General features: G+C 64.8%; 23 protein-coding genes. 9 read left to right on the top strand and 14 right to left on the bottom strand.

Annotated elements, in window-relative coordinates:
- The first annotated feature begins 84 nt into the window (after positions 1-84).
- Positions 85-699: a YitT family protein gene (locus RBB31_RS02815; protein ID WP_306127981.1), complete on the top strand. Its 615-nt coding sequence runs from the start codon at positions 85-87 to the stop codon at positions 697-699.
- Between the two features lie 117 nt (positions 700-816).
- On the opposite strand, the gene RBB31_RS02810 is transcribed toward RBB31_RS02815, so the two are convergent.
- Positions 817-1,023 (bottom strand): DUF6356 family protein, encoded by a 207-nt coding sequence (locus RBB31_RS02810; protein ID WP_306127733.1) that lies wholly within the window; start codon positions 1,021-1,023, stop codon positions 817-819.
- 115 nt (positions 1,024-1,138) lie between these two features.
- Between RBB31_RS02810 and RBB31_RS02805 the strand changes: the two genes are divergently transcribed.
- Positions 1,139-1,597: an Lrp/AsnC family transcriptional regulator gene (locus RBB31_RS02805; RefSeq protein WP_306127732.1), complete on the top strand. Its 459-nt coding sequence runs from the start codon at positions 1,139-1,141 to the stop codon at positions 1,595-1,597.
- 26 nt (positions 1,598-1,623) lie between these two features.
- Here RBB31_RS02805 and RBB31_RS02800 read toward each other — a convergent pair whose 3' ends face one another.
- Together RBB31_RS02800 and mce are read right to left on the bottom strand one after the other, a co-directional pair.
- A complete protein-coding gene (locus RBB31_RS02800; protein ID WP_306127731.1) occupies positions 1,624-1,902 on the bottom strand; it encodes a DUF1467 family protein in 279 nt (92 codons plus the stop codon).
- Positions 1,902-2,306 carry a methylmalonyl-CoA epimerase gene (mce, locus tag RBB31_RS02795; RefSeq protein WP_306127730.1) on the bottom strand — a complete coding sequence of 135 codons (405 nt, stop codon included), beginning with the start codon at positions 2,304-2,306 and terminating at the stop codon, positions 1,902-1,904. The genes RBB31_RS02800 and mce overlap by 1 nt, the downstream gene beginning before the upstream one ends.
- A gap of 183 nt (positions 2,307-2,489) precedes the next feature.
- Between mce and RBB31_RS02790 the strand changes: the two genes are divergently transcribed.
- Complete coding sequence (locus RBB31_RS02790) at positions 2,490-3,206, top strand: response regulator (RefSeq protein ID WP_306127729.1); 717 nt, start codon at positions 2,490-2,492, stop codon at positions 3,204-3,206.
- Positions 3,207-3,232: 26 nt separating this feature from the next.
- On the opposite strand, the gene RBB31_RS02785 is transcribed toward RBB31_RS02790, so the two are convergent.
- The 3 genes from RBB31_RS02785 to RBB31_RS02775 form a co-directional block, all read right to left on the bottom strand.
- Complete coding sequence (locus RBB31_RS02785) at positions 3,233-3,952, bottom strand: GNAT family N-acetyltransferase (RefSeq protein ID WP_306127728.1); 720 nt, start codon at positions 3,950-3,952, stop codon at positions 3,233-3,235.
- 61 nt (positions 3,953-4,013) lie between these two features.
- Positions 4,014-5,240 (bottom strand): DUF1501 domain-containing protein, encoded by a 1,227-nt coding sequence (locus tag RBB31_RS02780; protein WP_306127727.1) that lies wholly within the window; start codon positions 5,238-5,240, stop codon positions 4,014-4,016.
- Between the two features lie 16 nt (positions 5,241-5,256).
- The gene (locus tag RBB31_RS02775; protein WP_306127726.1) at positions 5,257-6,639 is read right to left on the bottom strand and encodes a DUF1800 family protein; all 1,383 of its coding nucleotides are present in this window, start codon (positions 6,637-6,639) and stop codon (positions 5,257-5,259) included.
- Between the two features lie 181 nt (positions 6,640-6,820).
- Here RBB31_RS02775 and RBB31_RS02770 point away from each other — a divergent pair, with 181 nt between their 5' ends.
- Positions 6,821-7,297 (top strand): hemerythrin domain-containing protein, encoded by a 477-nt coding sequence (locus RBB31_RS02770; RefSeq protein ID WP_306127725.1) that lies wholly within the window; start codon positions 6,821-6,823, stop codon positions 7,295-7,297.
- An 11-nt stretch (positions 7,298-7,308) separates the two neighbouring features.
- Entirely contained in the window at positions 7,309-7,746 is a 438-nt protein-coding gene (locus tag RBB31_RS02765) for a VOC family protein (protein ID WP_306127724.1), read from the top strand.
- 109 nt (positions 7,747-7,855) lie between these two features.
- On the opposite strand, the gene aspS is transcribed toward RBB31_RS02765, so the two are convergent.
- Positions 7,856-9,634 carry an aspartate--tRNA ligase gene (aspS, locus tag RBB31_RS02760; RefSeq protein ID WP_306127723.1) on the bottom strand — a complete coding sequence of 593 codons (1,779 nt, stop codon included), beginning with the start codon at positions 9,632-9,634 and terminating at the stop codon, positions 7,856-7,858.
- A 266-nt stretch (positions 9,635-9,900) separates the two neighbouring features.
- Here aspS and RBB31_RS02755 point away from each other — a divergent pair, with 266 nt between their 5' ends.
- The gene (locus RBB31_RS02755; protein WP_306127722.1) at positions 9,901-11,133 is read left to right on the top strand and encodes a cyclopropane-fatty-acyl-phospholipid synthase family protein; all 1,233 of its coding nucleotides are present in this window, start codon (positions 9,901-9,903) and stop codon (positions 11,131-11,133) included.
- 3 nt (positions 11,134-11,136) lie between these two features.
- Here RBB31_RS02755 and RBB31_RS02750 read toward each other — a convergent pair whose 3' ends face one another.
- Together RBB31_RS02750 and RBB31_RS02745 are read right to left on the bottom strand one after the other, a co-directional pair.
- On the bottom strand, positions 11,137-11,775 hold the full coding sequence (locus RBB31_RS02750) for an aminotransferase class IV family protein (protein WP_306127721.1): 639 nt from the start codon (positions 11,773-11,775) through the stop codon (positions 11,137-11,139).
- Positions 11,730-12,854 (bottom strand): aminodeoxychorismate synthase component I, encoded by a 1,125-nt coding sequence (locus RBB31_RS02745; protein ID WP_306127720.1) that lies wholly within the window; start codon positions 12,852-12,854, stop codon positions 11,730-11,732. The genes RBB31_RS02750 and RBB31_RS02745 overlap by 46 nt, the downstream gene beginning before the upstream one ends.
- 152 nt (positions 12,855-13,006) lie before the next feature.
- Between RBB31_RS02745 and carB the strand changes: the two genes are divergently transcribed.
- The 3 genes from carB (at position 13,007) to RBB31_RS02730 (ending at position 16,881) form a co-directional block, all read left to right on the top strand.
- A complete protein-coding gene (carB, locus tag RBB31_RS02740) occupies positions 13,007-16,303 on the top strand; it encodes a carbamoyl-phosphate synthase large subunit (RefSeq protein WP_306127719.1) in 3,297 nt (1,098 codons plus the stop codon).
- Positions 16,304-16,527: 224 nt separating this feature from the next.
- Complete coding sequence (locus tag RBB31_RS02735) at positions 16,528-16,650, top strand: hypothetical protein (protein WP_302848996.1); 123 nt, start codon at positions 16,528-16,530, stop codon at positions 16,648-16,650.
- A 108-nt stretch (positions 16,651-16,758) separates the two neighbouring features.
- Entirely contained in the window at positions 16,759-16,881 is a 123-nt protein-coding gene (locus RBB31_RS02730; protein WP_306127718.1) for a hypothetical protein, read from the top strand.
- A 75-nt stretch (positions 16,882-16,956) separates the two neighbouring features.
- Here the strand turns inward: RBB31_RS02730 and RBB31_RS02725 are convergent, their stop codons facing one another.
- The 5 genes from RBB31_RS02725 to RBB31_RS02705 all read right to left on the bottom strand — a co-directional run bounded on the left by RBB31_RS02725 (position 16,957) and on the right by RBB31_RS02705 (position 24,323).
- The gene (locus RBB31_RS02725) at positions 16,957-18,657 is read right to left on the bottom strand and encodes an ABC transporter ATP-binding protein (protein ID WP_306127717.1); all 1,701 of its coding nucleotides are present in this window, start codon (positions 18,655-18,657) and stop codon (positions 16,957-16,959) included.
- 6 nt (positions 18,658-18,663) lie between these two features.
- Entirely contained in the window at positions 18,664-19,896 is a 1,233-nt protein-coding gene (locus tag RBB31_RS02720) for an ABC transporter permease (protein WP_306127716.1), read from the bottom strand.
- 12 nt (positions 19,897-19,908) lie between these two features.
- A complete protein-coding gene (locus tag RBB31_RS02715) occupies positions 19,909-20,865 on the bottom strand; it encodes an ABC transporter permease (protein ID WP_306127715.1) in 957 nt (318 codons plus the stop codon).
- 196 nt (positions 20,866-21,061) lie between these two features.
- Positions 21,062-22,675, bottom strand: a complete 1,614-nt coding sequence (locus RBB31_RS02710; protein ID WP_306127714.1) for an ABC transporter substrate-binding protein — start codon at positions 22,673-22,675, stop codon at positions 21,062-21,064.
- 313 nt (positions 22,676-22,988) lie between these two features.
- On the bottom strand, positions 22,989-24,323 hold the full coding sequence (locus tag RBB31_RS02705; RefSeq protein ID WP_306127713.1) for a replication-associated recombination protein A: 1,335 nt from the start codon (positions 24,321-24,323) through the stop codon (positions 22,989-22,991).
- Position 24,324 lies beyond the last annotated feature (1 nt).

Genomic DNA, 24,324 nt, shown 5'->3' with positions numbered 1-24,324 from the left:
TTTCTCGGGCATCACCCCTGTGTGCCCCCGGCATCGCGGCAAGCCTACATGGAAGTGCAAGCCCCTCTGCCCTATCTCTCCCGGATGCACAGCACCGACCCGCCCACCGTCCCGCATTCCCCGATCGAAGACGCCCAGGGCATCGCCCTCGGCGTCATCCTCTGCAGCGTCGGCATCCATATTCTGACGACCGTGGGCCTCATCACCGGCCAGACGGCGGGCGTTGCCGTGATTCTCAGCTATCTCTCGGGCTGGTCCTTCGGCGTCATGTTCTTCCTCATCAACCTGCCCTTCTACGTGCTGGCCTATGGCAAGCTGGGGCTGGAATTCACCGTGAAATCATTGGTCTCCGTGGCGTTGCTGTCCATTGTCACCGACCTTCTGCCGCTCGGCTTCACCATCCAGCATCTGCATCCCGCCCTCGGCGCGGTCATCTTCGGCGCGACCGTGGGCATGGGCCTCCTGGCGATGTTCCGGCACAAAAGCTCGCTCGGGGGTTTGGGCGTCGTCGCCTTCTGGGTGCAGGAAAAGACCGACTTCCGCGCCGGCTACGTGCAACTCATCACCGACGCCGTGATCTTCACCGTCGCCGCGCTTCTCTTTCCGCTCAGCGTGGTCGGCTGGTCACTCTTGGGCGCGCTGGTGCTCAACCTCGTGATCACCTTCAACCACAACCGCAAGCGCTACATCGCGAATTGATCCGTAGGGCGGGTTTCACCCCGCCATGGCGTTCCCAATGCCGGACCAGATCCCCGGCCTGCGCCCCGTGCCGCGCGGCCCCGTAGGGTGGGTGAAAACCCACGCGCCCCTGCGTCCTTATTGCCCCCGCCCATGCGTCTTGGCATACATCTCCGCGATCATCCGGCTGGCCGTTTTTTCGAACGCGAACGGCAGTACCGCATGTACCAGCGCACAGAACCCTGCGCCAAACAGTTTAACGCTGAACGATCCCGCAAAACGGGCATGTTCCAGATATGTCTCGTCAACGCTCTGCGGATGGGCAAGGAAAAGACGGGCCAGCATGGGGAAACTCCTGTTGATCGGTTTCCCACACCCTACCAGCCCCCCACCGAGACATTTTCTCAAACACATCCCGAAACCGCTGTATCTTGTGAAATTTTCCCACTATTCACCGATTATGTGGAAAATCGACGACTTCGACCGAAAAATCCTGCGCGAATTGCAACGAGATGCCGCCCTTGGCCTAGAGGAGATCGGCACCCGCGTCGGCCTGTCGCGCAACGCCTGCTGGCGCCGTATCAAGACCATGGAGGACGCCGGCGTCATCCGGGCCCGCGTCACGCTTCTGGATCCCGCGAAACTGAACCTCGGCCTCACCGTATTCATCCAGGTCCGCGCCGCCCAACATGACGCGGAGTGGCTCAACGCCTTTTCCCGGGCCACCCGCGCGATGCCCGAAATACAGGGCGTCTACCGTATGACCGGCGATCTCGATTACCTGATCCGCGCGCGTGTCGCCGACATGGCCGATTACGACCGGCTCTACCAGACGCTGGTCGCCCGCGTACCCATGCGCGACGTCTCCGCCAGCTTCGTGATGGAGGAAATCAAGGACACCACGGCCCTGCCGCTTTGAGCCCTTGAACCGCATGTCCGAGACGCTCAGTTCCGCGCCCCAGACATGGTGCCGAAGAAATCGATGTCTTCCACCGTGATCACCCCGCCCAGGATGACATAGGCCGCCACGGCCCACAGCACGGTCGAGACGATCGTCACGATGATGACCTTCTTGCGCAGGAAATGCTGTTCGGGCGAGCCCTTGTGCGTGCCTTCCACGGTCGTGCCCGCTTCACCTTGCGTCTGGATGCGGATGGGCAGCGCGATCAGGAAGGTCATGAACCAGATCACCAGAAACAGGACGATGCCAGACGCGATGCTCATCAGACCTCCTCCAGCTCGACAAGGCAGCCGTTGAAATCCTTGGGATGCAGGAACAGCACCGGCTTGCCATGCGCCCCGATCTTGGGCTCGCCACTGCCCAGCACCCGCGCGCCGCTGTCCTTCAGATGGTCGCGGGCCGCGATGATGTCCTCGACCTCGTAACAGACATGGTGAATGCCGCCCGCCGGGTTCTTTTCGAGAAACCCGTTGATCGGGCTGTCCTCACCCAGGGGATACAGCAGCTCGATCTTGGTGTTGGGCAACTCGATGAAAATCACCGTCACGCCGTGGTCCGGCTCGTCCTGCGGCGCGCCCACATTGGCACCCAGCGCGGTGCGATACTGGTCCGCCGCCGCCTCGAGGTCGGGCACGGCAATGGCCACGTGGTTCAGGCGTCCGATCATGGCGCTCTCCTTGGTCTGATACTGCTGGACCACGTTATGGGCCGCACATGCGCCGGGGGCAAGCGACACGCCGACGCAACCCGCAAAATCGCGCGATCCGGAAGATTTTCACCGACCGCTTAACCCTTCGTTAGCCAACCCTGCCTAGCTTCACATCACCTGGTGCCGGAATGGAGCAGCACAATGGATGACAATGACAGCCTCACACTTACCAAGACGCCGACCGCGCGTCGCCCGCTTCTGGGCCTGACCATCCTCGTGGTCGAGGACAGCCGCTACGCCTGCGAGGCGATGCGCCTGATGTGCCTGCACAGCGGGGCGCGCATCCGGCGGGCCGATTGCCTGCGCTCGGCGCGACGGCATTTGACGGTCTATCGCCCGTCCGTGGTCATTGTCGACCTCGGCCTGCCCGACGGCTCCGGGCTCGACCTCATCGCGGAACTCTCTTCCGCCATTCCGCGCGTCACCGGCCTTCTGGGGCTCAGCGGCAATACCGACATGGCCTCCGAGGCGATCAACGCCGGCGCGGACGGCTTTCTGGACAAACCGCTCGACAGCCTCGCCGCCTTTCAGCAGGGCGTGCTGTCGGCCTTGCCCGAAACCTATCGCCCCTCCGGCCCCCGGGCCTTGTCGCAAGCCCGCATCACGCCCGACCCGATGGCCTATCGGGACGACATGAACCACGTCGCCAGCCTGCTAGACGACAGCCGCGATGGCCCTGTGCTGGATTACGTGGCGCAGTTCCTCGACGGCGTCGCCCGCTCGGCCCGCGATACCGCTCTGGTCCAGGCCGCGGCCGATCTGGCCACGGCACGCGCCCGCGGGCGCACCCCAAATGCCAGCGTCAACGCGCTGATGAACATGGTGCAGGAGCGAATCACCCGCCACGTCGCCATCTGATAAAGGGTCCGCGGGGCCGAGGCGCCTCAGCCGTCCTGCGCCGGGTCGCTGCCCCGGCGCACAAGCCGTGTCAGGTCCGCAAGCCGCTCCACCTGCCGGCCCGCTTCGTCAAAATTCTCCGGCGCCAGCCAGAATTGGTAGGCTTCCAGCAGTGCCGGCCAGTCCTTGTCGATCACCGCAAACCACGCGGTATCGCGGTTGCGGCCCTTGACCACGGTGGCCTGCACGAACACCCCTTCGAAGGTAAAGCCGAAGCGTTGCGCCGCCCGCCGCGAGGGCATGTTCAGCGCATCGCACTTCCACTCGTACCGGCGGTAGCCGGCGTCGAAGGCCCACCGCATCATCAGATACATCGCCTCGGTCGCCGCCCGCGTCCGCTGAAGCTGCGGCGCCATGGCGATGAAACCCACCTCGATCGACCCCGATGCGGGCTTGATCCGCAGGTAGGACGCGAAGCCGCCATAGGCGCCCTTGTCCTTGTCGTATATCGCGTAGAACAGGATCGTGTCCTTCGCCGTTTCGTCCCGCATCCAGCGATGGAACTGCGCCGCCGAGGCGAAGGGTCCCACCGGCATGTAATCCCATACATGGTCATGCCCGTCGAAGGCCTTGAACAGGATCGCGGCGTGCCGGTCCGCATCCAGCGCCTCCAGCCGCACGTACCGACCTTCCAGCGGCGCCATGTCCGGCACCGGCGGTTCGGTCCAATCTGGGATTTTCGGCCCTACCGGGCGGTCGTCCGACATCTGCGCCTCTTGGTTTCCGCCGGACAATAGGCAGACAAACCACGCGGAGGAAAGCGAAACCTTACAGGATCAGCTTCGGATCGGGTCCCAGCTCGAGACCCGGAAAAATAGTGCCCTCCACCAGCGCCCGGTCGACCCCGAAAAGGTCGCGCATCGCCCAGCCCGCGATGGCCCGCACGTCCCGCGTCGGCATCAGGTCGCGGCGCTGGTACAGGTCCGCCTCCGCCAGCCCGGGCCAGTCGCCCAGGACCCGTCCGCCGCGAATGGCCCCGCCCGCCAGCAGCATAGCCCCCGCCGTGCCGTGATCGGTCCCCCCGCTGCCGTTGAGCCGCGCCGTACGCCCGAATTCCGTCATCGCCAGCACCGCCGTCTTGCCCCAGACATCGCCAAGGCCCTCGCGCAGGGTCAGCACCGCCTCCTGCAACGGGGCCAGCGCGCGAGGCAAGGTCCGCTCCTGGTGCGCGTGGGTGTCGAACCCATTGAGCGAGAACGCCGCGATCCGGCTGTCGCCCCGCAGCCGCTCGGCGGCAAAACGCGCGACGCTGCCCACGCGCTCGCGGTCCCGGGTCGGGCGCATATTGTCCTGCATCGCGTTCATCATGTCGCCCGCGTCGAGCGGGTTGCCCCCGGCCGCCTCCATCAGGTCCGACTGCGACAGGGCGATCGCCTCCGCCAGCGTGTCGCGGAACAGCGGGTCGTCATGCATCACGCTTTCCAGCAGACGCTGCGCCTGGGAACTCAGCGCCAGCGCCGCGTCGGGCGACCAGTTCGCCACCGGCGCGTCACCCGTCAGAATCAGCATGTCCTCGCGCCCGACCGCATAGGCCGTCTCGGCGGTGATTCCCGGGATCGTCTGCAGCATCCGGTTCAGCCATCCGTCACGGTCACGGCCCGGCAAGCCCTGCCCCGTCCCGGCCTCCAGGATGTCCTGCCCGTCGAAATGGCTGCGCTTGTCGCGATAGGGCGTCGAGACCGCGTGCACGAAGCCCAGCTCTCCCTTTTGCCAAAGCGGCATCAGCCCGGACAGGTCGGGGTGCAGCGCGAAGATGCCGTCCAGCGCGTGCCCGCCGGGCGCCCCGGCGCCGCCGCGCAACGCCGCAAGGCCCGGGTCGCCCACCGGGCGCACCACGTCCAGCCCGTCCATCGCGCCGCGTAGAATGATCACCACCAGCCGCGTGTCCCACGGCGCGCTGGCCATGGTCACCGGCGTCACCAGCGGGCTGGCGGCCAGCGAGCACCCAAGCGCCAGGCTCCGTCCCAGAAAGTAGCGTCGCGATCTGTCGGTCATGCTCACATCTTCCCTGCTACATCCTCTGGAACGCCGGCGAGGCCAGCACCAGTCCCACGCCCTCGGCCCGCGTCTCGGCCGCCCGCGCGGCAAATCGCACCGGCTCCGGCGCCCCGGGCCCCAGCGCGACCTCGACAAAGTCGCGCGGGTCCGGCAACGTCCGCATCAGGCGGAACGGCACCGTCATGCCCCATTGTAGCCGCGCCGCCATGCGCTGCGGCGTGATCCATGCGGCATCGTCCTCGGGAAACCCGTCCGGTCCCGGCGGCGCGCCCCAGGACTGGCCCATCAGGATCAGCGGATTCAGGAAATAGCGGCTCACCGCCCTGTATTTCAAAGAAAGATGACGCTCGGAAACATCCAGCGCCCGCAGGCTGGAGGCCATGAAATCAAGCGGTTGCTTCACATTGCCCCCGTCCTCGGCCCAGGCCGCCGGATGCTCCAGCATCGCCGCATACATCGCCGGCAGCCGTCCGTCCGACGCGCGAAACGCCTGCGCCATCGCATCGACAAGGCCCGCATCGGGCGCGTCGCCGGTGAAATGCACCGCCATCTTCCGCGCCAGATGCGCCGCCGTCGCCGGATGGGCGGCCAGGTCCTCCAGCACCGCCATCACGCGGCCAAGCTCCGGCACCTTGTCGCCATAGCGCCGGCCCATGAACGCCAGCGGCCCCGGCTCGGCATGGCCCGCGCGATAAACGAACCCCTTGCGCCGCAGATAGGCAAGCCCGGTCAGCAGTTTCGCCAGGTCGCGCACATCTGACTGGTCATACGGTCCACCCACGCCCAACGTGTGCAACTCCAGCAACTCTCGCGCCAGGTTCTCGTTCAGCCCCAGCTTCTTGCCGCGCCGCGTGACGACCGCGCTGCCCGGCCCGACCGACTGCGTCTGGTTGAGATAGATCAGCATCAGCGGATGCGTCACCGCCGCTTTCAGCATGTCGGAGAAACGCCCGCCCACATGCGGCCGGATCGCGTCCTCGACATATCCCGCGTAGCCAAAGCGCAGCGCCCCGCCCGGTCCTTGCGCGGTGAAATGATCGGCCCAGAATCCAACCAGCCTCTCGCGAAAGCCGTCCTCGGTCTTGACCCGCCGCATCAGCGTCTGGCCGAACCAGCCCACCGCATCGCGCCTCAACTCGCGGGTTGCGTCCTGCCGATCTTTCAGCGCCGCCTCGCGCTCGGCCTCGCTCTTGCCATTTCGGATGCGGCGCCGGGCCTCGGTAACAGCCACATGAGCCTCGCGCACCGCCTCGAACCCGGCGGCGGGAAACCGCTCCGCTGCCCGGTCCGGCCCCGCCAGCGCCTCCAGCATCGCGTTCACGCTCTCTGGTGCCGGAATCGCGGGCGAAAGGCCGCAACCAAACCGGATCGCGGCACGGGCGGGGTCAAACGGCATCGGGCACCTTTCGTTCGTCGGGCGGCTCCATCATCGCACATCATATGGGGCGCGTCTCGCGCCACGTCACCTGCCCGCGTGCGCCCGTCCCCCGCCTCGGCGGAATGCCACCGCCGCCCCAACGGAACCGCCGCGACGCCCGGCGCGTTGGCCGCAGACAGCCAACCCGAAAGGTCCAGCCATGCCCAGCATCTACGACACCATTCGCGCCGACCACGACAACCACCGCGACCTGATGGCCCGGATCGAGGATACCTCCGGAGACAGCCAGGACCGGCAGAAAGCTTGGGCCGCGTTCTACGAAGACGTAAAATCCCACGCCGCAGCCGAAGAAGAGACTTTCTATTCCAAGCTCATGACCAAGACCTGGGGCCAGGATTCCGCCCGCCACTCGGTGCACGAGCACCAGGAAATGGACGATATCATGGAAGAACTCAACGAGGGCGACATGGCGTCACCCGGCTGGCTCACCCGCTTCAAGACGCTGAAGCACGATTACGAGCACCACATGGACGAGGAAGAAGACGAGGTTTTCGCCCGCGCGCAGGAGGTGATCCCCGAGGACGAGATCGAAGGCTACGGCGAGCGTTTCGAAAAGCGCAAGTCCAAGGAACGCGGCCTGATCGAGGAAAAGCGCGAAGACAGCCTGGAAGACTGAAGGAGGCCGCCGTGCCGGACAAACCCCGCCTCGTCGGCGTCAACCATCTCGTGCTCGAAGTCGGCGACCTTCACGCCGCGCTGAATTTCTGGCGCGCCATCTTCGACTTCGAATTGCGCGGCCAGGGCGAGGGTCACGTTTTTCTGGACATGGGCGACCAATTCATCGGCCTGTTCGAAGGCAAGACGCAGACGCGCGACGAACACCGCCATTTCGGCCTCGTGGTCGACGACCGATCCCGCGTACGCGATCTCGCCCGCGCCGCCGGGGCCGAGGTGATGGAGACCGATTTTCTAGACCTGCGCGACCCGTGGGGCAACCGCATCCAGGTGGTGGAATATGCCGACCTTCAGTTTTCCAAGACCGACGCGGTGCTGCGTGGCATGGGCCTCGACCTCAGGAAATCGCAAAGCGCCAGACAGGAACTGGAAGACAAGGGAATGGGGTGAAAACCGCCCCCGGCCGCGCCTACCTGTCGCCGTCCCGGGCCTGACCCGGGACCTCTCGAACTCCGTAGGGTGGGTGAAACCCACGCGCCCCCGCCTCATGCCTCCCGGTCTATTCCTCGCGCGGCAAGACCCGCAAACCCAACTCCATCAACTGATCACTCGCCGGCTCGCTCGGCGCGTTCATCATCAGGTCCTCGGCCCGCTGGTTCATCGGGAACATGATCACCTCGCGGATATTCTGCTCATCCGCCAGCAGCATCACGATCCGGTCGATCCCCGCGGCACAGCCCCCGTGCGGCGGCGCGCCGTACTGGAACGCGTTGACCATGCCGCCGAACCGCTTGCGCACTTCCGCCTCGTCATAGCCCGCCAACTCGAACGCCTTGATCATCGTCTCCAGCTTGTGGTTCCGGATCGCGCCACTGACCAACTCATAGCCGTTGCAGCTCAGGTCGTACTGATAGCCCAGCACCTTCAGCGGGTCGCCCTCCAGCGCCTCGATCCCGCCCTGCGGCATCGAGAACGGGTTGTGCGAAAAGTCGATCTCGCCCGACTCCTCGTCGGCCTCGTACATCGGGAAATCCACGATCCACGCAAAGGCAAAGCGGTTCTCGTCCGTCAGCCCCAGCTCCTCGCCGATCGTCACCCGCGCCTTGCCCGCCACCCGCTCGAACGCGGCCGGCTTGCCGCCGAGGAAGAACGCCGCATCGCCCACGCCAAGGCCCAGCTGCTCGCGAATGGCCTCGGTGCGCTCCGGCCCGATATTCTTGGCCAGCGGCCCGGCGGCTTCCATCCCGTCGCCCTGATCCCGCCAAAAGATATACCCCATCCCCGGCAAGCCCTCTTTCTGGGCGAACGCATTCATCCGGTCACAGAATTTGCGGCTGCCCCCCGTCGGCGCCGGGATGGCGCGAATTTCCGTGCCATCCTGCTCCAGCAGCTTGGCGAAAATGGCAAAGCCCGAACCACGGAAATGCTCGCTCACGTCCTGCATCTTGATCGGGTTGCGCAGGTCCGGCTTGTCGGTGCCATACCACAGCGCCGCGTCACGGTAAGAGATCTGCTCCCACTCCTGATCCACCGCCTTGCCGCCGCCGAACTCCTCGAACAGGCCCTTGATCACCGGCTGGATCGTATCGAACACGTCCTGCTGCTCGACGAACGACATTTCCATGTCCAGCTGGTAGAAATCCGTGGGCGACCGGTCCGCGCGCGGGTCCTCGTCGCGAAAGCACGGCGCAATCTGGAAATACTTGTCAAAGCCCGAGACCATGATCAGCTGCTTGAACTGCTGCGGCGCCTGCGGCAGCGCATAGAACTTGCCCGGATGCAGGCGGCTCGGCACCAGGAAGTCGCGCGCGCCCTCGGGACTGGACGCGGTGATGATCGGCGTCTGGTACTCGCGAAAGCCAATGTCCCACATCCGTCGCCGGATGCTGGCCACCACGTCCGAGCGCAGCTTCATGTTCTCCTGCATCGCCTCGCGCCGCAGGTCCAGGTAGCGATAGCGCAGCCGCGTCTCCTCGGGATATTCCTGGTCCCCGAACACGATCAGCGGCAGTTCCCCGGACGCGCCAAGCACGTCCATGTCGCGGATGAACACCTCGATCTCGCCCGTCGGGATCTTGGGGTTCACCAGGCTTTCATCCCGCGCCTTCACCTCGCCGTCGATGCGGATGCACCACTCGCTGCGCAGTTTCTCGACCTCGGAAAACACCTTGCTGTCGGGATCGCACAGCACCTGCGTCACGCCGTAATGGTCGCGCAGGTCGATGAACAGCACCCCGCCGTGGTCGCGGATCCGGTGCACCCAGCCCGACAGGCGGACGGTGTCCCCGACGTTCGATTTCGTCAGCTCGGCGCAGGTATGGCTGCGATATGCGTGCATGAGGTCCTCTCCGGGCGGCTGAAACTGCCCATTTCGCGTGCAATTCGGTTCGCGCCGATACACCTTGGCAGGGCGGCAAAGTCAAGGCCTGCAAGGCTATTTCCCGCCCGTGCGGAACCATCCACCACCAGAAAACATTTACAGAAAGTTAATTTTGGGCAAAGATTCACGCTATCGAGCGGAAAACACGCGGGAAAACCGCAAGACCGGCAGGTCTCAGACCAGAAGATGCGCCTAGGGCGGCGCAGGAAAGAACGGGGTGCGCCATGTGGTCCAAACTGCTCGATGTGTTCGTCACACATCTGTTTCGTAACGGCGATTTCAGCCTGACCTATCCTGACGGCACGACCCGTCGCTACGGTGACGGCGGCACGCCTTCCGTCGCCTTGAGGCTGCACGACCCGGCCCTGCCCCGCAAGATCATCCTGTCGCCCGAACTGGCCGTGGGCGAAGGCTACATGGATGGCACGCTCACCATCGAAAACGACGACCTGCGCGGCTTTCTCAGTCTCGCGGTCGACAACATCGCCCGCCAGGGCAGCCCGTGGTTCCACCGCCCGCTCGACCTGATGCGCCACGCCAGCCGCTGGTTGAACCAGTTCAACCCGGCCAAGCGGTCGAAGGCGAACGTGGCCCATCACTACGACCTCTCGGGCGAGCTCTACGACCTCTTCCTCGACAAGGACCGGCAGTATTCCTGCGCCTATTTCGCCCGCCCCGACATGACGCTGGAACAGGCGCAGGAGGCCAAGAAACTCCACATCGCCCGCAAGCTGCTGCTCAAGCCCGGCATGCGCGTGCTCGACATCGGCTGCGGCTGGGGCGGCATGGCCCTGACGCTGGCCCGCGATTACGGCGCCGAGGTCGTGGGCGTCACCCTGTCCGAGGAACAGCACGCGCTGGCCACCCGCCGCGCGGCCGAGGCGGGCCTGTCGGACAAGGTGCAGTTCCACCTGATGGATTACCGCGCCGTGACCGGCAAATTCGATCGCATCGTGTCGGTCGGCATGTTCGAACATGTCGGCGTGCCGCATTACCGCGAATATTTCCGCCATGTGCACGACCTTCTAGCCGAGGATGGCGTCGCCCTCATCCATACCATCGGCCACACCGATCCGCCCGGCACCACCAACCCGTGGATCCTGAAATACATCTTCCCCGGCGGCTATTGCCCGGCCCTGTCGGAGGCGACCCGCGCGATCGAGGTCAACGACCTGCATTCCTGCGATATCGAGGTCTGGCGCCTGCATTACGCGGAAACCCTGCGCCACTGGTACGACCGCTTCATGGCCAATATCGACCGCGCCCGCGAACTATACGACGAGCGTTTCTGCCGCATGTGGCGCTACTACCTCATCGCCTGCGAAGCGACGTTCCGCTACAACAGCCAGGTGGTGTTTCAGTTCCAGCTGTCGCGCCAGCAGGACGCGGTGCCGCTCACGCGCGATTACCTCTACAGCGAAGACGCCGCCAAGGGCCTGCGCCACGCCGCGGAATAGACCTCAGACCAACCGCGCCGGTATCAACCCGCGCAGCGCGTTGCCCACGTAAAGCGCCCGCGCCTCGGCCAGGTCTTTCGGCGACAGCACCGCCTCCCGCGCGCGGCCCTCCACGATCAGGCTTGCACGCAGCACACCGGGCAGCACGCCGCAACTCAGCGCCGGCGTCTCCAGCCCGTCGCCCCGGTCGACGAAGACATTGGTGATCGTCCCTTCGCAGACCGCGCCATCGGTGTTGAGAAAGATCACCTCATCCACCCCCTCGGGCAAATCGGCGCGCGTCCGGTCATACAACGCGCGCTCGGTGCTCTTGACCGTCAGCCACGGATCGGTGGCGATCAGCCGCGCCTCCGACATCGCCAGCCGCAACGCCCGGCCCTCGGGCTCGGGCGTGAAATCGTGCAAGGTGACCTCCACCTGCCCGCCCGCATCCACCGTCAGGCGCAACCGCCTTGGCCGGTCCGCCTCGACCGCCTCAAGCGCCGCCTCCAGACCGTCGATCCCGATCCCCAATCGCGCCGCGCTGGCGTGCAACCGCTCCAAATGCATCGCCTTGCGATGCAACCCATCGCCCGGCGTCCACAGCCCGGTCTCGATCAGGCGAAATCCGCGATCAGCCGGCGGGCAAAGCGGGCTTTCCATAGGGCTTCCTCGTATTCCGACGCGGCGGTGCTGTCATAGACCACGCCGCCGCCCACGTTCAGCGTCGCACGTCCCTGCTCCACAAGCAAACTGCGGATCGCCACGTTGAATTCCGACCGCCCGTCCGGCGCGGCCCAGCCGATGGTGCCGCAATAAACATCCCGCGCGCCGTCCTCCAGCCCCGCCAGGATCTCCATCGCCCGCATCTTGGGCGCCCCGGTGATTGACCCGCACGGGAACAGCGCCCGGAAAACCCCGGACAGTGTCGTGCCCTCCAGCATCCGCCCCCGGATCAGCGAGGTCATCTGGTGCACCGTCGCCAGGCTCTCCACCGTGAACAATTCCGGCACATTCACGCTGCCGATCTCGCAAATCCGGCCCAGGTCATTGCGCAGCAGGTCCACGATCATCAGGTTCTCGGCCCGGTTCTTCTCGTCCTCCATCAGGAACCGGCAGCGCCGCGCATCCTCCTCCGCGTCGTCGCTGCGCGGCTGGGTACCCTTCATCGGCTTGGTCTCGATGCCCCCCGCCCCATCGGTGCGGAAGAAAAGCTCCGGCGAGCGTGACAGTATCGCGGGCACCCCCTCTGCCTCGATCAGCGCCCCGAACCGCACCGGCTGCACCGCCGCCAGCGCGGCGTAAATCTCACCCGGCGCGCCCACCGCCTCCATCATGCAGGCGAATGTCAGGTTCGCCTGGTAAAAGTCACCCGCACAGATATGCGCATGTACCGCGTCGAACGCCTGCGTGTACCGCGCCTCCGACCAAAGCGGCACGAAATGATCCAGCCGCCCCTCCGGCTCCGGCAAGGGTGCTGCGGGTCTGGGCCGCTCATACACCCCGAACTGTACCAACGGCACCCGCCGCCGCCCCGGCATCAGCGGCGCCAGCTTCGGCTCCAACGCATAGCCCAACTCGTAACTTGCGAATCCTGCCAGCCACAGGCCCTGGGCGCGCGCCGCATCCATAGCCTCCAACGCCGCGGGCACGTCCGCCGCCTCCCGCGCCGAGATCACCTCGACCGGGCGCTCGAACGCGCATTCGCCCTCCTCGGGGCCATGATCGAAACGGATTCGCACCTGCCGTCCTCTCTCTTTGGCTGGTTATCTAAGCGTTCGCGCGACCGAACGCACTGCGAAATACGTCGCATCGCGCGCAAACAGCGATGCCCCTTGCGCTGTCGTGCGTAATGAATATAAGGCCAACAATTTGCGCCGCACCGGGGGATCACATGCCGAAAAGAACCGATATCAAGTCCATCATGATCATCGGTGCCGGCCCCATCATCATCGGGCAGGCCTGCGAGTTCGACTATTCCGGCGCCCAGGCCTGCAAGGCCCTGCGCGAGGAAGGCTACCGCGTCATCCTCGTCAATTCCAACCCCGCCACCATCATGACCGACCCGGGGCTGGCCGACGCCACCTATATCGAGCCCATCACGCCCGAGATTGTCGCCAAGATCATCGAGAAAGAGCGTCCCGACGCGCTCCTGCCCACCATGGGCGGGCAGACCGGCCTCAACACCGCGCTCGCCGTGGCCGACATGGGCGTGCTGGAAAAATTCGGCGTCGAGCTGATCGGCGCAAACCGCGAAGCCATCGAAATGGCCGAGGACCGCAAGCTCTTCCGCGAGGCGATGGACCGCCTGGGCATCGAAAACCCCAAGGCCACCATTGCCGAGACCATGGAAGAATGCATGGCCGCGCTCGAGCACGTGGGCCTGCCCGCCATCATCCGTCCCGCCTACACCCTTGGCGGCACCGGCGGCGGCGTCGCCTACAACCGCGCCGATTACGAGCATTACTGCAAGTCCGGCCTCGACGCTTCCCCGGTCAGCCAGATCCTGATCGACGAGTCGCTCTTGGGCTGGAAGGAATTTGAGATGGAGGTCGTCCGCGACCGCGCCGACAACGCCATCATCGTCTGCTCCATCGAAAACGTCGATCCGATGGGCGTGCATACCGGCGATTCCATCACCGTCGCCCCGGCCCTCACGCTCACGGACAAGGAATACCAGATCATGCGCAACGGCTCCATCGCCGTCCTGCGCGAGATCGGCGTGGAAACCGGCGGCTCGAACGTGCAATGGGCCATCAACCCCGAGGACGGCCGTATGGTCGTGATCGAGATGAACCCCCGCGTCTCCCGCTCCTCGGCGCTGGCCTCCAAGGCCACCGGCTTCCCTATCGCGAAAATCGCCGCCAAGCTGGCCGTCGGCTACACGCTCGACGAGCTCGACAACGACATCACCAAGGTCACGCCCGCCAGCTTCGAGCCGACCATCGACTATGTCGTCACCAAGATTCCCAAATTCGCCTTCGAGAAATTCCCCGGCTCGCAGCCCTACCTGACCACCGCGATGAAATCCGTGGGCGAGGCCATGGCGATCGGCCGCACCATCCACGAGAGCCTGCAAAAGGCGCTCGCCTCGATGGAATCCGGCCTGACCGGCTTCGACGAGATCGAGATCGACGGCGCGCCCGAAAAGACCGCCGTCATCAAGGCGATCAGCCAGCAGACCCCGGACCGGATGCGCACCATCGCCCAGGCCATGCGCCACGGCCTGACCGATGACGAGATCTTCGCCGCCACCAAGTTCGACCCCTGGTTCCTCGCCCGCATCCGCGAAATCGTCGAGGCCGAGGAGGCGATCCGGAAGGACGGACTGCCCACCGACGAACAGGGCCTGCGCCGCCTCAAGATGATGGGCTTCACCGACGCCCGCCTGGCGAAACTGACGGGCTTCACCGAGGCCGACATCCGCCGCGCCCGCCACGCCAAGGGCGTCGTCGCCGTCTTCAAGCGCATCGACACCTGCGCCGCGGAATTCGAGGCCCAGACGCCCTACATGTATTCCACCTACGAAGCCCCGATGATGGGCGAGGTGGAATGCGAGGCGCGCCCCTCCGACCGCAAGAAGGTCGTCATCCTCGGCGGCGGTCCCAACCGGATCGGCCAGGGCATCGAGTTCGACTATTGCTGCTGTCACGCCTGTTTCGCGCTGACCGACGCAGGGTTCGAGACCATCATGGTCAACTGCAACCCCGAGACCGTCTCGACCGACTACGACACCTCCGACCGGCTCTATTTCGAGCCGCTGACCTTCGAGCACGTCATGGAGATCCTGCGTGTCGAGCAGGACAACGGCACGCTGCATGGCGTCATCGTCCAGTTCGGCGGCCAGACGCCGCTCAAGCTTGCCAACGATCTCGAGGCCGAGGGTATCCCGATCCTGGGCACCACGCCCGATGCCATCGACCTCGCCGAAGACCGCGAGCGTTTCCAGGCCCTCGTGAACCAGCTGAACCTCAAGCAACCCAAGAACGGCATCGCCCATTCAGACGCCGAGGCGCTGGCCATCGCCGACGAAATCGGCTTCCCGCTGGTCATCCGCCCCTCCTACGTTCTGGGCGGCCGCGCGATGGAAATCGTCCGCGACATGGGCCAACTGGAACGCTACATCAATGAGGCGGTGATCGTCTCGGGCGACAGCCCCGTCCTCCTGGACGGCTACCTCTCCGGCGCCATCGAATGCGATGTCGACGCGCTCTCGGACGGTGAAAACGTCCACGTCGCCGGCATCCTGCAACATATCGAAGAGGCCGGCGTGCACTCCGGCGACAGCGCCTGCTGCCTGCCGCCCCACACCCTGCCCCAGCACATCATCGACGAGATCGACGCCCAGACCCGCGCGCTCGCCAAGGCGCTGAACGTCGTCGGCCTGATGAACGTGCAATTCGCCGTCAAGGGCGACGACATCTACCTGATCGAGGTGAACCCCCGCGCCAGCCGCACGGTGCCCTTCGTCGCCAAGGCCACCGACTCCGCCATCGCCTCCATCGCCGCCCGCCTCATGGCCGGCGAGCCGCTCTCGGCCTTCCCGCATCGCGGCGCCTACCCGTCCGACACCAAACCCGGCACGCTGCCCATGGCCGACCAGATGACGCTCGCGGACCCCGCGATGCCCTGGTTCTCGGTGAAAGAGGCCGTCATGCCCTTCGCCCGCTTCCCCGGCGTCGACACGATCCTCGGCCCGGAAATGCGCTCCACGGGCGAGGTCATGGGCTGGGACGTCTCCTTCCCCCGCGCCTTTCTCAAGGCGCAGATGGGCGCGGGCGTCGTGCTGCCCGACGGCGGCAAGGTGTTCTTTTCGATCAAGGATGACGACAAGACGCCCCAGCTGGTCGAGACCGCGCAGATCCTCGTCGACCTGGGCTTCGCCATCGTCGCCACCCGCGGCACCGCCGCCTTCCTCGAGGGTCACGACATCGCCTGCGAGGTCGTGAACAAGGTCTATGAAGGCCGCCCCGACGTCGTGGACATGCTCAAGGACGGCCAGATCAGCCTTGTCATGAACACCACCGAAGGCATCCAGGCGGTCGAGGACAGCCGCGAAATCCGCTCGGTTGCGCTCTACGACAAGATCCCCTATTACACCACCGCAGCCGCCGCCCATGCCGCCGCGCTGGCCATGAAGGCCCGGCAGGACGGCGACCTTGTGGTATTGCCGCTACAGGGCACCGCCTGACACAGGTCGGCCCGCTTCGCCGGATATGGGCGCAAGGCACGGAAAATAAAAGAGATCTCCATATTCTGCCGCAGCCATGCTCTGCGGCCAACCCGGCCATGCACAATTTTCATAGAATCCAAAGCGAATTTCGATTGCGCCTTCATAATTTTTGACTAAGTGGGCTGTAGGAACGCAATCAACGCGTTCCACTTGGAATCGACCGCCAGCCAAAGGAGGCCATCATGACCCGCGATGAATTGAACCGGGAACTTCGTATGCACAGTGCCACCTGGCAGTCGGTGGTCCTCGTCTACGGTATCCTTGTCGGCACGCTGATCTTCTCGGCATCCGCCATTATCGGCTAATCCGTCCCACGGCGCCATGCGCCGCACCCAGACAACCCACTCTTTCCCTTCGGCGTTGAACGTAAGACTCGTTTGGCGCCTTCGGTGTCTCTGAAAAGGATACCCGACATGAACCGTGACCAACTGATCCGCGAACTCCAGGCCCACAGCGCCACCTGGCAGGCCGTCGTGATCGTCTATGCCCTGATCGTCGGCGCGATGGTGCTGTCGGGCATGGCCATCATCGGCTAACGCACCATCCGAATTCATCAAAGGAAAACGGCGCCCTGTCTCCGGGGCGCCGTTTCTTGTTCATGACCGCCAGGCTCAGGCCTGCGTGCCCTCGACCTTGTCGTCGTCCGGGTCGATCTTGGCCGCGGCCGCGTCGCCGATATTGTCGACGCCCCGTTCCTCCAGCAGCGTCGTCAGCCAGTTCGGATCCATCTCGGGCACCGAGCTCAGCAGCAGGTCGGTATAGGGATGGTGCGGCGGCGTGAACATGTCGTCCTTCGGCCCCTGCTCCACCACCTGCCCGTTCTGCATCACCACCACCTCGTCGGCGATCGACCGCACGGTGGCAAGGTCGTGGGTGATGAACATGTAGGCCAGGTTCAACTCGTTCTGCAGACGGTCCAGCAGCCGCAGGATGCCTTCGGCCACCAGCTGGTCCAGCGCCGAGGTCACCTCGTCACAGACGATGAAACTGGGCTCCGCCGCCAGCGCCCGGGCAATCCCGATCCGCTGTTTCTGCCCGCCCGACAGTTCCGGCGGATAACGGTTGTAGTATTTCGACGGCTCCAGCTCGATCAGGTCCAAGAGCTCGTCCACCCGCGTCTTCAGCGCCGTGCCCTTCAGTCCCGAATAGAACTGCGCAGGTCGCCCGATGATTTCCGAGATCTGCACCTTGGGGTTCAGCGCGGTATCGGCCATCTGGTAGATCATCTGGCACTGCCGCAGCTGGTCCTTAGAGCGGTCCTTGTAGTACGCCGGGAACGGCTCGCCCTTGAACAGCACCTCGCCTTCGCTGGGCGGCAACAGCCCGGTGATCACCCGCGCGGTCGTCGACTTGCCCGACCCGGATTCGCCCACCACGGCCACCGTCATCCCCTCGTAGATGTCGAACGACACGTCATCGAGGATCTTCGGCCCGTTGGAATAGGACGCGTCCACGTTCTTGACCGAGATCAGCGGCGGCGTGCCATCCGTCGGGCGATGCTTCTGCGGGCTGGTGAAACTGCGCACCGCCCAGAGCGACTTGGTGTAATCCTCCTGCGGATTTTCCAGCATCTGGTCGGTCGGCGCTTCCTCGACTTCCTCGCCTTTCAGCAGCACCTTGATCGTGTCGGCCATCTGCGCCACCACGGCCAGATCGTGCGTGATGTAGATCGCCGCGGTGTTGAACTGGTCCACGATGTCGCGGATCGCCGCCAGCACCTCGATCTGGGTGGTCACGTCCAGCGCCGTCGTCGGCTCGTCAAAGATGATCAGGTCGGGCCGGCACGACATGGCCATCGCCGTCATCGCCCGCTGCAACTGACCGCCCGACACCTGGTGCGGATACCGAAACCCGATCTCGCCCGGATTGGGCAGGCGCAACCGCTCATACAGCTCGATCGCGTCCTCCTGCGCCTCCAGCCGCTTCTTGATGCGGTACTGCACGGGGGCTTCCGTGTGCTGGTCGATCAGCTTGTGCGCCGGGTTGAACGACGCCGCCGCCGACTGCGCCACATAGGCGATGCGCGAGCCCCTCAGCGCCCGCTTCTCGCCTTCGGTCGAGGTGGTCAGCTCGATCCCGTCGAACTCGATCGACGAGCCCTCCACGATCCGCGTGCCGTCGCGGGCGTACCCCATGGCCGCCGCGCCGATGGTCGATTTGCCCGCCCCGGATTCCCCGATCAGGCCCATCACCTCGCCGCGGTGCAGGGTCAGGTCGACACCCTTGATGATGTCGACCCAGGTTTCGTCCGAATAGCCCTGGATCTTCAGGTCCCGGATCTTCAGAAGGACATCTGTTTTTTTCAAGCTCATGTCGTTTTACTCCTTCAAACCCGAGGACCGGTGCAGCATCCAGTCCACCACGAAGTTGACCGCCACGGTCAACAGCGCGATGGCCGCGGCCGGAATAAGCGGCGTGATCTCACCGAACGAGATCAGCGTCGCGTTCTCCCGCACCATCGACCCCCAGTCGGCCGTGGGCGGCTGGATACCAAGCCCAAGGAAACTGAGGCCCGCGATCAGCAGGAACACGAAGCAGAATTCCAGCCCGAACTCCGCCACCAGCGGCGCGGTCGAGTTCGGCAGGATCTCCCGCCGGATCAGGTACCAGTTCTTTTCACCGCGCAGCTTCGCGGCCTCGATATAGTCCATCACAACCACGTTGCCCGCAACCGCCCGCGTCAGGCGGAACACCCGCGGCGAATAGATCACCGCGACAACCAGGATCAGGATGACCTCGGAGGCATCGAAGACCGACGTGAACGCCAGTGCAAAGGCAAACGAGACACCGACGACGATCGCCGCCCCGATGATCCAGCTGAGAACCGAATAGGCCGCCGCCGCAAGGAACAGCGTCCCCACGATCACCGCGAATCCGAACAGCAGCCATGCACTGGTTGACGGTGCCGCCAGCGACCCGCCAAAGATCGACAGCATCAGAAGCGCAAAGATCAGCGACGGGATCGACATGATCACATCCGCGATCCGGCCCATCGTTCCGTCAAAGAACCCGCCTTTCGTTGCCGCCAACAGGCCCGCCATCGCGCCCAGGATGAACGCCAGGACCGTGCCGCACAGCGCCAGCGCCACGGTGTTCCGAGCGCCATAGATGATCCGGCTGAACATGTCCCGGCCCAGCTGATCGGCGCCAAGCAGCATGTTGTTGTCCGGCGGCGCAAAGGCCTGGCTGATGATCTCGGCCTCTCCATGCGGCGCGATGGCCGGGGCAAAGATGCCCATGACCGCGACGATGAAGATCACGAACATCCCGAAGGCCGCGGTCAGCGGCGCGGTGCGCAGCTCCTTGGCCATCTCGTCGCTCGCCAGCGCCGTCAGGAACTCGCGGAACGCGTAGGACATCATGCCAGCCGCCAACAGCATCCCCGCGGCAATCGCGACGAAGCGCAGCGCCGGAATGCCGCCGATGATCGCCAGCACCAGCGACACCAGCGTCAGCGAGAACAGCAACAGGAACGCCGAGCGTTGATTGTAGTAGGCAGCCCCGCACGACAGCAAAAGCAGCAGGGCGAAGTAGAGGATTACAAATACCATGGTCCGCCCTCCTTATTTCGGGTGCCGCAGACGCGGGTTGGTGAGGATCGCACCAACGTCGGCTGCAAGGTTGAGAAGGATGAAGGTCGCCGCGAAGATCAGGCAGCAGGCCTGCACCACGGGGAAGTCGCGCTTGGAAACCGCGTCCACCAGCGCCTGTCCGATGCCCGGATAGACGAACACCACCTCCACCAGCACCACGCCAGTAATGAGGTACGCCAGGTTCAGCGCGACCACGTTGATGATCGGCGCCCAGGCGTTGGGCAGCGCGTGCTTCACGATCACCTTCCAGGGCGGCGCGCCCTTCAGCCGGGCCATCTCGATATAGGGGCTGGCCAGCAGGTTGATGATCGCAGCCCGCGTCATCCGCATCATGTGCGCCATCACCACCAGCACCAGCGTCAGCGCCGGCAGGAAGGTGCGTTGCAACAGTTCAAGGAAGGTCATCCCCTCGCTCAGGCTGGCGATTGCCGGGAACATGCCCCATTTGACCGCGAAGTACAGGATCAGGATGTAGCCCAGGAAGAATTCCGGCGACGAGATGAACGACAATGAGATCACGTTCGCCACCCGGTCGAAGATCGAGTTGCGCAACAGCGCCACGATCACGCCCAGGATGATCGACACCGGCACCGCGATCACGGCCGCGTAGGCGGCCAGGAACAGCGTGTTCATGAACCGCTCGCCGATGATCTCGGTCACCCGCGCGTCGGTCACGATGGAGCTTCCGAAATCAAGCGTTATGGCTTCGCTCAGCCACGCCAGGTATCTTACGATCGCGGGCTGGTCGAGGCCCATTTCCCTGCGCAGCGCCGCAAGGTTCTCCGGCGTCGCCGACTGTCCCAGCACCGCCTGCGCGATGTCACCGGGAAGCAGTTCGACCATGAAGAAGATTATCAACGAGATCACCAATAGGATGATCAATCCGAGACCAAGACGCTTGCCGACAAGCGTTAAGATGTCTCCCATATGTCCCTCCTGCTGTTGGGCGTCCGCCTTGCCCGTCCCGAGCCGCATCCGCACAGCTTATATTGTTATGACGTATCGACGTGCCCTGTGCGCTTTTCGCGCTTTCTCGGCCGTCCCGTCTGCCCGGACAGAGCGATCTCCCGCCCCCTCCAAATTTTTGCCCCGGCGCCTTGGCACCGGGGCAAAACCTTTTGTCTTACGCGTCCGCGAACCACCAACGGCTGCAGGCGCGGGCGCCGTCCATCTGCCAGCTTGGCGCAAGGTTCTCACCATGCTGCACGTTCTTGCGACGCGCGTACACGAAGTTCGGGAAGAACGGGATGATCGTCCCGCCGTCGTCCTTCGCCAGGATCGCCATCTCGCGGTACATCTCGGCCCGCTTGGTGTCATCCAGCTCGGCCTTCGCCTGCAGCAGCAGCTCGTTGAACCGCTCGTTCTGCCACCGGCTCTCGTTCCACGCGGCGTCCGACTTGTAGGCCAGCGAATACATCACGTCCGGCGTCGGGCGTGCGCCCCACTGCACCACGCACCACGGCTTTTTCAGCCACACGTCCGAATAGTAGCCGTCGTTGGGCTCGCGGTTGACGTTGATGGTGATGCCCGCGGCCTTGGCGTGTTCTGCGAACAGAACACACATGTCCACCGCACCCGAGAACACCGAGTCGGCCACGCTCAGGTTGACCGTCAGGCCCTCGGCGCCGGCTTTCTGCAGCAGCGATTTCGCCTGGTCGGGATCGTATTCACGCTGCTCGATGCCTTCCGGGAAGTACGGCATCGCGGGCGAATGGTGGAAATCGTTCGCCTTGGTGGCCGCGCCGAACGCGATTTTCTCGACCAGCTCGTCCCGGTTCAGCGACAGCTTCAGCGCGTTGCGCACGTCCACGTTGTCGAACGGCGCCGTGTCGCACAGCATCGGCATGGTGATCGCTGCCGCCGACGGCACGTCGTCGATCTCGATGTTCGGGTCGCGCTGCAACAACGCCAGGGTCTTCAGTTCCAGCTGCGTCACCGCGTCCACGTCGCCTGTCACCAGCGCCGTCTGACGCGCGTTCGGGTCGTTCAGAACGATCAGCTCCAGGTCGTCAAAATAGGCGCCTTCCAGGTGCCAGCCGTCGTGGCGGGTCAGCGTATAGCGCACGCCGAACTCGGCCTCTTCCATCTTGTAGGGGCCCGAGCCGTCGCCCGATTGCCAGTTGGCCGTGCCGTCCTCGTTCGCCGGCACGATCGCCAGGTGATAGTCGGTCATCAGCCAGGGCAGGTCGGCATTGCCCGACGCCAGCACGAACGTGACCGAGTTGTCGCCGTTGTCGATAAGCTCCTCGACATCCGCCAGCAGCGCCTTCGCGGCCGAAGTCGTCTCTTCACCGCGGTGGTGGTTCATCGACGCGATCACGTCATTCGCCGTCACCTTGTTGCCGCTGTGGAACGTGGCGTTGTCATTGATCTTGAAGGTCCACTCCTTCGCGTCCGGGCTCGCGCTCCACTCGCTGGCCAGGTCCGGACCCAGCGAACCATCGGGCTCGATCAGCGTCAGGTACGACCGGTATGTGTGCGCGACCTGGATCATCGAGAAGGTCACATAGGTGCCCGGATCATGCGTGTCCGAAGTGTTCCCGTCGTGCATCCCAAGGCGGAACGTGCCGCCCTTGGCCGGCTGTGCCTTCGCGGCGCCGGTCCACAGGCCGGTCGCGGCCGTGGTCGTCAGGCCGGCGGCGGCGGCATAATGCATGAACGACCGGCGCGAAATCTTCCCTTCGCGGGCCGCGGCTGCCAGTCGATCCAGCAGCATTTGATCTTTGATATCAGTCATGTTGTCTCCCTATGACTAGTCTGTCTCCCGGCCCGTCTTGCGCGGTCCTTCAAAGCAGCTTTGCGTCGTTTCCCCTGAACGGGCGGCTCATTTACGACATGATATTACCAAAACACGAAAAAAAAGTCGCTTCCAGCCTTCATATGACGGATCACGATATTTTTTTTGCATGTCAGAACCCTAGCCGGAACTGTTCAACCTCTTGTCGGAAAGGGGTTTCACGATGTGATCAATCCCTCGGGCCGGACTGTTCCAAAAACGACATTCCCCGCAGCCCGGTCGGAAAATCGACACCGGGAATCGCCCGGGGGGCCTAGTCGCCCTTGCGCGCCCGCAACTTCGCGAAATAGGCCACCCGCTTGCCCAACTCCCGCTCGAACCCGCGCTCGACCGGCTTGTAAAGCTCGGGCCGTTCCATCGTGTCGGGAAAGTAATTCTGCCCCGAAAACGCGTCCTCGGCATCGTGGTCATAGGCATAGCCCGCGCCGTAACCCTGCTCCTTCATCAGGCCGGTGGGCGCGTTCAGGATATGCTTGGGCGGCGGCTCGCTGCCGGTCTTCTTCGCGGCCCGCATCGCCGCCTTGTAGGCCACGTAGGCCGCGTTCGACTTCGGCGCCAGCGCCAGGTAGGTCACCGCCTGTGCCAGCGCCAGCTCCCCCTCGGGGCTGCCCAGCCGCTCGTAGGTCTCCCACGATTGCAGGCACACCGCCTGCGCCTGCGGATCGGCGAGGCCAATATCCTCCACCGCCATCCGCGTGATCCGCCGCGCCAGGTACCGCGGGTCCTCGCCCCCGTCCAGCATCCGCGCCAACCAGTAAAGCGCGGCATCCGGGTCCGACCCGCGCACCGACTTGTGCAGCGCCGAGATCAGGTTGTAATGCGCGTCGCCCGACTTGTCGTACTGCGCCGCCCGCTTCATCAGCCGCGCGGTCAGGGCGTTCGTGTCCAGCTTCTTGTCGGTCTTCCACGCCGCCACCTGCTCGATCAGATTGAGCAGCGCCCGCCCGTCCCCGTCCGCCATCTCCAGCAGCGCCTCGCGCGCCGCACCCTCCAGTGGCAGCGCCCGGTCCAGCTCCTTCTCGGCCCGCTGCGCCAGCCGCTCCAGTTCCGCCAGCGTCAGCCGCTCGAGCACCAGGACCTGCGACCGGCTCAGAAGTGCCGCGTTCAGCTCAAAACTCGGGTTCTCCGTGGTGGCCCCCACCAGCAGGATCGTCCCGTCCTCCATATGCGGCAGGAACCCGTCCTGTTGCGCCTTGTTGAACCGGTGAATCTCATCCACGAACAAAAGCGTTCCCTGCCCGTTGGCCCGCCGGTGCTTGGCCGCGTCGAACACCTTGCGCAGCTCCGGCACACCGGAAAAGATCGCGCTGATCTGCACGAAATGCATGTCCGTCTCGTCGGCCAAGAGCCGCGCAATGGTGGTCTTGCCCACCCCCGGCGGCCCCCAGAAGACCAGCGAAGACAGGCTCCCCGACGCCAGCATCACGCCCAACGGGCCATCCGGCCCGATCACCTTCTCCTGCCCGATCACTTCGGCCAGCGCCTTGGGCCGCAGCCTGTCGGCCAGCGGGCGCGGCGCGCTGTCATGCGCCTTGTCGTCCCTTGCGTCCGGTTTGGCTTCGGGGCCGGTATCGAACAGATCTCCCATG

The sequence above is a fragment of the Roseovarius sp. MMSF_3350 genome, from assembly GCF_030733425.1.
In the GTDB taxonomy this organism is placed as follows: Bacteria; Pseudomonadota; Alphaproteobacteria; order Rhodobacterales; family Rhodobacteraceae; genus Roseovarius.
Note: the sequence above shows the minus strand (reverse complement) of the source record. Positions and strands in the feature narration are given on the sequence as shown.